Source organism: Winogradskyella poriferorum (assembly GCF_050618035.1).
GTDB classification, from domain to species: Bacteria; Bacteroidota; Bacteroidia; order Flavobacteriales; family Flavobacteriaceae; genus Winogradskyella; species Winogradskyella poriferorum_A.
Genome location: NZ_JBODPY010000150.1, coordinates 1 through 231 on the forward strand (window position 1 = coordinate 1; position 231 = coordinate 231).

Below are 231 nucleotides of genomic sequence, written 5' to 3' on the forward strand. Positions count from 1 at the left end.
TATGAGTGATGTGCCTTCCGGTGTATTTTTATGTGGTGGAGTACTTTCTTCAGTAACCTCTGCGATTGCAAAAAAATATTCGCACAGACGTGTAGAAGCTGATGATAAAGAGCAAGCTTGGGGGCCACAGTTACATAGTTTTTGAGTTGGTTTAAAGGGTTCTCCAGACCTTGCTGCCGCTCAAAAGGTAACCGATCATATTGGTACTGTACATCATGAAATTGAATTTAC

Annotated in this window: 1 pseudogene; it reads left to right on the forward strand. The window is 41.1% G+C overall.

The features are described 5' to 3' along the window. Positions 1–231 (forward strand): annotated as a pseudogene (locus ACRHOC_RS15265) (asparagine synthase-related protein); the annotation flags it as partial.